Genomic DNA, 8,999 nt, shown 5'->3' on the forward strand with positions numbered 1-8,999 from the left:
CCCGGATCGGTAAGACCTCGCCTAAGGGTTGACCCAACCGTTACGTGAGCAGCGCCATTCGGGCGTACCCCCCGGTGACCTGCGAGTATCATGCGTGCTTCGGCGGGAGGTCCATGATCCACACGTGTGCCCCGGAACCGTCGTCGCCCATCGCCAGAACCCGCCGGCCCGACCCGGCGACACCCGCCGCGGTCACCCCGATCGCCGGCAGCGGACCCGGCGCGGCCACCGCCACCCAGCCCTGATCGGGTGACATGAGCCACAACCGGTACATCTCGCCATCCGAGACGGCCGCCAGCAGGCCCCCGTCCGTCACCGCCAGCCCGGCCACCCACGCCACGGGCCCCGGCCTCGTCGAACCGAACACCCCGGCATCCACCCACGCACCGTCGGCCAGCCGCCACGCCCCGAACCGCGCCCCGCGCAACCCCACCGCGTACGGCGTGCCCGCCACCACGACCACCCGGTCGAACTGCTCGTAATCCGGCGACACCGCAGCGGGCAGGCGCGTCCAGTGCTCGCCGTCCGGCGAGGTCCACGCGAGCGCGTCGCGGTCGAGGCGGTCCGCGGGGCTCAGCGCCCCCACCATCAGCCAGCCGTCCGGCACCGCGGTCACGTCGTATGCCATCGTCTCGCCGCGGGCATCGCGCGCCAGCTCCGGCAGGCCCTCCCGGATGCCGAACTCCGCCGCGTCCGGCGACAGCCACACCGCCGCCCCCGCCAGCCGGTTCCCCGCGATCGCCCAGCCCTGCGGGCCACCCGCGAGCCGGGGCACGTTGACCGCGTCCGGGCCGCCGTACAGCTGGAATCCGGCGATCACCTCGTGCAGCCGGCCGTCCGGGCCGCCGTACCACTGGGTGACCCGGGGGTTGCCGTGCCCTCCCCCGCTGCGCGCACCCAGCATGGCAATCCGGTCGCCACGGCAGCCCAGCGCGTAGATCACGGCCCGCTTGCCGTAATAGGTGGTCCCGAGGAACGTGAGCGATCGCCAGTTCTCGCCATCGGTGCTGGTCCACGCCACCGGCCGAGTCATCCCCTCGGAGTCGGCGACCGCGCCCGCCAGATACCAGCGGTCGCCGCAGACCGTCGCGTCCCGCAGCACCAGGCGGCCCGCCGGACCCGGCGGCGCGGGCAGCGCCAGCTGACGCCACTGCGGATGCAGCACTATCTCGGGCGCCGGGGGCGGCGCGGCGGGCGTGCACCCGCCGACCAGAGCGACCAGAAGCGCCACCGCGACCATGCCACGACCGGACTGCATCGCCCGATCGTAAGCGCGCCGCCGCGACCGCGCAGGCCCTCGACCGCGGCGTGCGCCCCGGCTGCTACTCGGCGGACTCCGCGGCCGCGGCCTCTACGATGATCCGCTCGGCGACCTCGCGCATCGTCAGGCGGTGGTCCATCGCGGTGCGCTGGATCCACTTGAACGCCTGCGGCTCGTTCATGCCGTACTGCGTCATCAGCGCGCCCTTGGCCCGCTCCACGGCCTTGCGGGTCTCCAGCCGATCGTTCAGCCCGGCGACCTCGGCCTCCAGGGCCGCCACCTCGGCGAACCGGGACAGCGCGATCTCGATCGCCGGCACCAGGTCACTCTGCTGGAACGGCTTGACCAGGTAGGCCATCGCGCCCGCGGCGCGGGCCCGCTCGACCAGGTCACGCTGGCTGAACGCGGTCAGGATGATCACCGGGGCGATGCGCGCGCCCGCGATCCGCTCCGCGGCGGCCAGGCCGTCCATGATCGGCATCTTGATGTCCAGGATGCAGAGGTCGGGGTGCAGCTCCTCGGCCAGCTTCACCGCGGTCTCGCCGTCACCGGCCTCGCCGACCACGTCGTAGCCCTCCTCGCCGAGCATCTCGGCCAGGTCCAGCCTGATCAGCGCCTCATCCTCCGCGATCAGCACACGCTTACGCGCGACACCAGCCTGCTTCTCGGTCACCGGAACCACAACCCCCACACCACGAGCGAACCATTGACACCCCGTATCCGGGTGCCGCAGGCATCAGCCTAGTAGGTACGCTAATGCCTGCCGCAGTCCACGGTCCCCGTATCCCAACCGGCAGAGGAACGGAGCTCAAACCTCCGACAGTGTGGGTTCGAATCCCACCGGGGGCACTCTTGCCTGTTCAGGGCGCTTGTCGCACCTCTGCGGCACGCTCCTGGCGTGCACCCCCGATCCCTGCGTGACGCCGCCAGAGAACTCCACCGTGACGGCCTCACCGTCGCCGAGGTCGCCCGGCGGATGGAACTGCGTTACCGGACCGTCTGGGAGTGGTGCAACAGGCCCATGCCCACCGACGACGTCGCGCAACGGTGCCCGCGCTGTCAGGAACCGCCGCGGCTGCCCGACGACCCCACCGCGTACGCCTACCTGCTGGGGCAGTACCTCGGCGACGGCCACCTCGCGCTGACCGCTCGTGTTCCCGTGCTCCGCATCGCCTGCGCGGACGCCTACCCCGCCATCATGGACCGCTGTGAGCAGGCCATGCTCGCGGTGCTGGCACGACGGGTATCCCGGGTCCACACGATCGGCTGCACCACCGTGCAGAGCGTCGCCAAGCACTGGCCGTGCCTGCTACCGCAGGCGGGCGCCGGGAAGAAGCACGAACGGCACATCCAACTGCTGGACTGGCAGCGGAAAGTCGTCGCAGCCGTGCCGGGGGCGTTCGCCGCCGGGCTGTTCCACTCCGACGGTTGCCGGACGATCAACCGGATCGTCAAGGCCGGCCGGACCTACGAGTATCCGCGTTACCTGTTCGCCAACGAGTCCGCCGACATCCTCACCCTGTGCGGCTGGGCGCTTGACCTGCTCGGCGTGGCTTGGCGGCTCAACCGCCGCAACTCCCTGTCGGTGGCCCGCCACGACGCCGTCGCCCTGCTCGACCAGCACGTCGGCCCGAAGTCCTGACCGTTGCCCCGACCGTCGTCGGGCATCCGCTGCCGGTCGTGCGGGACGGAAGGCACTCCCTCTAAACCATCCTAGGAATCCAGTCCACAGCCCTCGATCGAGGACGACCGAGGGCTGTGGGCCGTGCGATGTCAGGCGGCGGGCACGAGCTCCGGCTCGGCGGTCGCCGTGGCCTGCGCCGCGCGGGTGCGCCGCCAGGCGCCCACCGCGAAGCTGATCGCCACCGCCCAGAGCACGACCACCAGCGGGTACGCGTACGGCCCGAACTCGGGTTCGACCTTGAACACCCGCAGCAGGCTGCGCGTGTTGACGAGCACGATGAGCCCGCCGACGAACGCCCCGAGCAGCTGCGCGGGCACATGCCGGACCAGCCAGGCGGCGATCGGCGCGGCGATGACGCCACCGACCAGCAGCGCTGCGACGGTCGGCAGCACGAAGCCCTCGGAGCCGAGCCCGAGCAGGAAGCCGATGCTGGCGGCGCCGGCGACGAGGAACTCGGACGTGCCGACGGAGCCGATCACCTTGCGGGGCTCCATGCTGCCCGAGGCGAGCAGGGTCGGCGTCGCGACGGGGCCCCACCCTCCCCCGCCGGTGGCGTCGATGAAGCCGGCGAACAGGCCGAGCGGGGCGAGGAAGCGGCGCGGCAGCGCGCGGGGCCGGGTGGGCCGCAGCGGGCGGGCGAAGCGGATCAGCAGGTAGACGCCGAGCGCGAAGAGGATGCCGGCGGTCCACGGGATGGCGGATTCGGTGGAGATGCTGCTGAGCACGGTCGCTCCGGCGAAGGCGCCGACGGCGCCGGGCAGGGCGATGTTGCGGACGACGCGCCAGTCGACGTTGCCGAAGCGCCAGTGGGAGATGCCGGAGGCGAGGGTGGTGCCGACCTCGGCGAGGTGCACGGAGGCGGAGGCGGTGGCCGGGGAGATGCCGGCGATGAGGAGCAGGGTGCTGGAGGTGACGCCGTACGCCATGCCGAGTGCTCCGTCGACGAGCTGGGCGGCGAGCCCCACCAATGCCATGACCAGCAGTTTCCGCACGGCCGTTGCCTCCTACTGATCCCAGCTTCTCGGTATTTCCGATCAGTTTAATAGGAGTAGTAGGGAAGGCAAGACCCGGTTGTTAAGTATTGGTGAAACGACGCTGTCAGGTATCCGTCAGGAGGCGGCGACCGGCAGGTGGGCGGCGACCGGCTCGGGCAGCACCCCGGCGATGACGTGCGCGATGGTGACCTGGGTCAGGATGGCCCGCTCGGACTCCTCCACCGCAGTCCACACCTGCTGCAGCGCGTGCGCCGCACCCAGCGGGGCGTCGGACTGCGTGGCCCGGGGCGAGCCGAGCGGCCCGTCGATCACCTCGACGACCTCGACCAGGGCGATCTGCTCGGCAGGCCGGGCCAGCCAGTATCCGCCGTCGGGCCCGCGCTGGGCGAACACGATGCCGCCCCGCCGCAGCTGCAGCAGGATGCTCTCGCAGAACTTCGGCGGGATCTCCTGCGCACGGGCGATGCGCTCCGAGGTGACCGGGCCGTCCCCGGCCGAGGCGAGCTCGATCACCGCACGGAGCGCGTAATCGACACGAGCGGACAGTCGCATGACCCGATTATCGCCCGAACGGATCACTCCCCCACCCGAACGACCCCGCCGCCCGTGACCCACCCCACCCATGATCACGACGATCTTGCGCGAACTGCTGCGTTTTTGCCCGTTTCAGGCGTGTCGTACCCGCAGTTCGCGCAAGATCGCCGGTTCGAGCGCGGGGCGCGGGGTCAGGCGCCGACGGGGCGGAGGAGGCCTTCCTGGGCGGCGGTGGCGATGTGGCGGCCGTCGCGGGTGAACATGCGGCCCGTGGCCAGGCCGCGGGAGCCGGATGCCGAGGGGCTGGCGCAGTCGTAGAGGAACCACTCGTCGGCGCGGAAGGGGCGGTGGAACCAGAGGGCGTGGTCGAGGCTGGCGCCGATGACGCCGCCGGGGCCCCAGACCTCGCCGTGGACCGACAGGACCGCGTCGAGCAGGGTCAGGTCGGACAGGTAGGTGAGGGCGCAGGCGTGCAGCAGCGGGTCGTCGGGGAGCTTGCCGTCCAGGCGCATCCAGACCCGCTGCAGGGTGTTGGCGGACCGTTTGCCGGGGCGGACCCAGCCGGGCTCGTCGACGTAGCGCACGTCCATGGGCCGGGGCAGGATCTTCCAGATGCCCAGGCGTTCCGGGTACGGCGAGAGGCGGTCGGCCATGGTGGGCAGCTCGTCGGGGCCGGGCACGTCGACCGGGGCGGGGTCGTGGTGGTCCAGCCCTTCCTCGCGCACCTGGAACGAGGCCGACATCAGGAAGATGGGCTTGCCGCGCTGCATCGCCACGGAGCGGCGCACCGAGAAGGAGCGCCCATCGCGGATCTTCTCGACGTGGTAGTCGATCGGCTCGGCCATGTTGCCGGCGCGGACGAAGTAGCCGTGCAGGGAGTGCACGTGCCGCGACGGGTCCACGGTGCGGCCGCCGGCGACCAGGGCCTGCGCGGCGACCTGGCCACCGTAGACGCGTGGCGGCCCGATCGGCGGATTCTGGCCCCGGAAGACGAGATCGTCGACCGGGGCCAGGTCCAGCAGCTCGACCAGGCTGTCGACGGCGGCCTGACCGGTGATGGGGTCCGTCATGTCACTTCCGTTCGCGCGGGCCGAACTCCACTCGGCGTCGCGCCCACCCTAGCCCTGGGTCGGCTGCGTGGCCTGGGCCAGGGTCTGCGGCATCGCCAGCGAACCGAGCTGGTGCACGCGCAGGGTGTTGGTGGAGCCGGGGGTGCCGGGCGGGCTGCCCGCCACGACCACCACGTAGTCGCCGACGTTGGCCCGGCCGAGGCTGAGCAGGCGCTCGTCGACCTGGCGGAACATGTCGTCGGTGTGGTGCACGAACGGCATCAGGAAGGTCTCCACGCCCCAGGCGAGCGCGAGCTGGTCGCGGACCGCGGGTTCGGGGGTGAAGGCCAGCAGCGGCAGTTCGCAGTGCAGCCGGGCGAGCCGGTGCACGGTGTCGCCGGTGACGGTGAACGCGACCAGGGCCTTGGCGCCGACGGCGCGGGCGATCTGGGAGGCCGCGACGGTGAGCGCGCCACCGCGGGTCCGCGGGTCGTGCTGCAGCCGCGGCACGGAGATCTGACCGGCCTCGGTCGTCGTGATGATCTTCGCCATGGTGCTGACGGTCAGCACCGGGTACTTGCCGACGCTGGTCTCGCCCGAGAGCATCACCGCGTCGGCGCCGTCGAGCACGGCGTTGGCGACGTCGGAGGCCTCGGCGCGGGTGGGCCGCGAGTTCTCGATCATGGAGTCGAGCATCTGCGTGGCCACGATGACCGGCTTGGCGTACTCGCGGCCGAGCTGGACGGCGCGCTTCTGCACCAGGGGGACCTGGTCGAGGGGGAGCTCGACGCCGAGGTCGCCGCGGGCGACCATGAGGCCGTCGAACGCGTCCACGATGGCCTCGAGGTTGTCGACCGCCTCGGGCTTCTCGATCTTCGCGATGACCGGGCGGACGACGCCCACCTCGTGCATGATCGCGTGGACCAGCTTGATGTCCTCGGGCGAGCGCACGAACGACAGCGCGATGAGGTCGACCCCCAGCGCGAGCGCGAAGCGCAGGTCCTCGGCGTCCTTCTCGGACATGGCGGGCACCGACACGGCCACGTTCGGCAGCGAGACGCCCTTGTTGTTGGAGACCGGCCCGCCCTCGATGACGAGGCAGCGGATGTCCGGTCCGTTGACGCCGGTCACCTCGACGGCGACCTTGCCGTCGTCGATGAGCAGGCGGTCGCCGACCTTGACCTCGGCCGGCAGCTTCCGATAGGTACAGGAGACCCGGTCGGCCGTACCAAGGATGTCGTCGCTGGTGATGACAACACTGTCACCGGTACGCCACTCGTGGGGGCCGTCCGCGAACTTGCCAAGTCTGATCTTCGGACCCTGCAGGTCGGCCAGCGTGGCGACAGCCTTGCCGGTGGCGGCCGACACCTCACGGACCCGCAGGTAGGCCTGCTCGTGGTCGGCGTGGGAGCCGTGGCTGAAGTTCATGCGGGCGACGTCCATCCCGGCCTCGACGAGCCCGCGGAGGCGCTCGGGGGACCAGGTGGCAGGGCCGAGAGTACAGACGATCTTTGCGCGGCGTGTCACGACGGGCAAGCCTAGTCCTCTGATGTGACCTAGGTTGCAACGGGGCGTCACTGTCTCGACAAATCCCGGATACACGCGCGAGACTGAACGATCCCTCAGTCGGCGGAAACGGGACGTTCGTCGCGGCAGGTCAGCGGCCGAACGCCGCCGCCACGGCGGCCGGCAGTTTCTCGTAGACGCCCTGGCCAGGGTCGAAACAGGTGCCCGGGACGGGCCGGTGCACCACGATCTCGTCGATGCCCAGCTCGGCGTAGCGGCCGGCGAAGTCGACGAACGCCTGCACCGACGCCAGCGGCTGCTCACGGGTGAAACCGGTCAGCAGGATATGCGACAGTTCCGCCGGGTCCCGGCCCTCGGCGGCGCACGCTCGGCCCAGCCCGTCGAGCTGGCCCGCGATGATGCCCGGCAGCAGCTCAGGGTCGGTCTCGTCGCCCTTGCGGGCCGGGCCGGTGGTGATCCAGGCCTGCCCGTGCCGGGCCGCCAGCGCCAGTCCCCGCGGGCCGGTGGCGGCGATCGCGAGCGGCGCCCGGGGCCGCTGCACGCAGCCGGGCAGCATGCGGGCCTCGTACGCCGAGTAGTGCTTGCCGTGGTGGGTGGTGTCGCCGTCGGTGAGCAGCCGGTCGAGCAGCGGCACGAACTCCTCGAAGCGCTCGGTGCGCTCCGCCGTGGACCAGGGCGCCTGGCCGAGCACCGAGGCGTCGAACCCGATGCCGCCCGCGCCGATGCCGACCGTGACCCGTCCGTCCGAGACGTCGTCGAGGGTCATCACGTCCTTGGCCAGCGTGACCGGGTGCCGGAAGTTGGGCGAGGTGACCATGGTGCCCAGCCGCAGCCGTGCGGTGACCCCGGCCGCGGCGGTGAGCGTCGGCACCGCGCCGAACCAGGGACCGTCGCGGAACGTGCGCCACGACAGGTGGTCGTAGGTGTAGGCGGCGTGGAACCCGAGGTCCTCGGCCTCCCGCCAGACGTGGCGGCCTTCGCGCCAGGGGTACACAGGCAGGATCAACGCCGAGACTCGCATTGGATCGAGGCTAGCAGTGCCGCCTCCCGCCCGGCCCGGCGAGCGGCGCGCCCCCACCATGGCGAGCCGCGTCGGCACTCGCGGTGGGGCGAGCTCGACTATGCGGCGGCGCGCCTGGGGCGGTTGAGCATGGCGGTGATCTCGGTGCGGCGGGCGTGGCGCTGGGCCTCGCGCAGGCCGGTGAGGTATTCGACGAGTTCGGCCTTGGCCTGCGGGTCGAGGTCGGACTGCAGGATCGGGGCCATCTCCTCGTCGGCGTCGTGGTGTGCCACGTTGGCCGCCGCCGTCAGGGCGTTGACGACGTCATCGCCGAGCGCCTCGGCGACGCGGCGCACCGAGCCGACGGTCACCGAGTCGCCGCCGTCGCGGATCCAGTCGAAGATCGTCTGACGGGCGATGCCCGAGTCGCGCGCGAGTTTCGCCACCGACCAGCCGGGCCGGCGGGTCATTCGACGTAGATACCGGCCCCATTCGGTGTCCGGCTGCGCCCGGTCCGCCGCTGCCGCTGATACGTCGCCCATACCTAACAGGCTACCGGGCTCATCCGAAACGTTTCCATCCCCCACGCGTCGTTAACAAGTGACGCGCCTTCCGGTGATGGCCTCGGTTAAGTAAGGGTTGTGACCGGTCCACGGTCACCCGTTAGGGGGTAAACGTCGTTTCCAAACGTCGTTACTTGCGTCGTGTATGGACGACGGTTATCGTGACGTCCAGCGCCAGACCGACAGATCCAGATGACGGTGCGTCGCCCGCAAACAACGTGGTCCGCGCCCGGACCGCGTCATCGTCTCGGGATCGGCCGGCCGGCGCCGCAGCGGTACGCCGCTGCTCCCCCTCGCGGTGGGGGGGGGCGCCGCACGGCGCGGGCGCCCCCCCCCCCCCCCCGCGCCGCAGGACCGCCCCGCGGGGGCCGGGCCGGGACGATAAC

Annotated in this window: 9 protein-coding genes and 1 tRNA gene; 2 read left to right on the plus strand and 8 right to left on the minus strand. The window is 71.5% G+C overall.

What is annotated here, in order from left to right:
• Nucleotides 1–88 precede the first annotated feature (88 nt).
• Together AB0B35_RS02240 and AB0B35_RS02245 are read right to left on the minus strand one after the other, a co-directional pair.
• Nucleotides 89–1,258 (minus strand): hypothetical protein, encoded by a 1,170-nt coding sequence (locus tag AB0B35_RS02240; protein WP_361039623.1) that lies wholly within the window; start codon nt 1,256–1,258, stop codon nt 89–91.
• Nucleotides 1,259–1,322: 64 nt separating this feature from the next.
• Nucleotides 1,323–1,934: a response regulator gene (locus tag AB0B35_RS02245; RefSeq protein ID WP_155374664.1), complete on the minus strand. Its 612-nt coding sequence runs from the start codon at nt 1,932–1,934 to the stop codon at nt 1,323–1,325.
• Between the two features lie 102 nt (nt 1,935–2,036).
• On the opposite strand from AB0B35_RS02245, the gene AB0B35_RS02250 reads away from it, so the two are divergent.
• Together AB0B35_RS02250 and AB0B35_RS02255 are read left to right on the plus strand one after the other, a co-directional pair.
• Nucleotides 2,037–2,110, plus strand: a tRNA-Leu gene (locus AB0B35_RS02250).
• A gap of 49 nt (nt 2,111–2,159) precedes the next feature.
• On the plus strand, nt 2,160–2,903 hold the full coding sequence (locus AB0B35_RS02255; RefSeq protein WP_361039625.1) for a transcriptional regulator: 744 nt from the start codon (nt 2,160–2,162) through the stop codon (nt 2,901–2,903).
• A 131-nt stretch (nt 2,904–3,034) separates the two neighbouring features.
• Here the strand turns inward: AB0B35_RS02255 and AB0B35_RS02260 are convergent, their stop codons facing one another.
• The 6 genes from AB0B35_RS02260 to AB0B35_RS02285 form a co-directional block, all read right to left on the minus strand.
• Entirely contained in the window at nt 3,035–3,937 is a 903-nt protein-coding gene (locus AB0B35_RS02260; protein WP_361039627.1) for a sulfite exporter TauE/SafE family protein, read from the minus strand.
• A 117-nt stretch (nt 3,938–4,054) separates the two neighbouring features.
• Entirely contained in the window at nt 4,055–4,492 is a 438-nt protein-coding gene (locus tag AB0B35_RS02265) for an Rrf2 family transcriptional regulator (protein WP_361039630.1), read from the minus strand.
• Between the two features lie 173 nt (nt 4,493–4,665).
• Nucleotides 4,666–5,544 (minus strand): acyl-CoA thioesterase II, encoded by an 879-nt coding sequence (locus tag AB0B35_RS02270; protein WP_360529375.1) that lies wholly within the window; start codon nt 5,542–5,544, stop codon nt 4,666–4,668.
• Between the two features lie 48 nt (nt 5,545–5,592).
• A complete protein-coding gene (gene pyk / locus AB0B35_RS02275; protein ID WP_361039632.1) occupies nt 5,593–7,050 on the minus strand; it encodes a pyruvate kinase in 1,458 nt (485 codons plus the stop codon).
• 130 nt (nt 7,051–7,180) lie between these two features.
• The gene (locus AB0B35_RS02280; protein WP_361039635.1) at nt 7,181–8,071 is read right to left on the minus strand and encodes an LLM class flavin-dependent oxidoreductase; all 891 of its coding nucleotides are present in this window, start codon (nt 8,069–8,071) and stop codon (nt 7,181–7,183) included.
• A 98-nt stretch (nt 8,072–8,169) separates the two neighbouring features.
• Complete coding sequence (locus tag AB0B35_RS02285) at nt 8,170–8,592, minus strand: helix-turn-helix transcriptional regulator (protein ID WP_361039638.1); 423 nt, start codon at nt 8,590–8,592, stop codon at nt 8,170–8,172.
• Nucleotides 8,593–8,999 lie beyond the last annotated feature (407 nt).

It is taken from the genome of Catellatospora sp. NPDC049133 (assembly GCF_040648455.1).
Lineage (GTDB): Bacteria > Actinomycetota > Actinomycetes > Mycobacteriales > Micromonosporaceae > Catellatospora > Catellatospora aurea.

Bases quoted from the DNA above. Each gene is read 5' to 3' on its own strand.
- AB0B35_RS02265 (WP_361039630.1), bottom strand. From the start codon at position 4,492: ATGCGACTGTCCGCTCGTGTCGATTACGCGCTCCGTGCGGTGATCGAG.
- AB0B35_RS02240 (WP_361039623.1), bottom strand. From the start codon at position 1,258: ATGCAGTCCGGTCGTGGCATGGTCGCGGTGGCGCTTCTGGTCGCTCTG.
- AB0B35_RS02285 (WP_361039638.1), bottom strand. From the start codon at position 8,592: ATGGGCGACGTATCAGCGGCAGCGGCGGACCGGGCGCAGCCGGACACC.
- AB0B35_RS02270 (WP_360529375.1), bottom strand. From the start codon at position 5,544: ATGACGGACCCCATCACCGGTCAGGCCGCCGTCGACAGCCTGGTCGAG.
- AB0B35_RS02280 (WP_361039635.1), bottom strand. From the start codon at position 8,071: ATGCGAGTCTCGGCGTTGATCCTGCCTGTGTACCCCTGGCGCGAAGGC.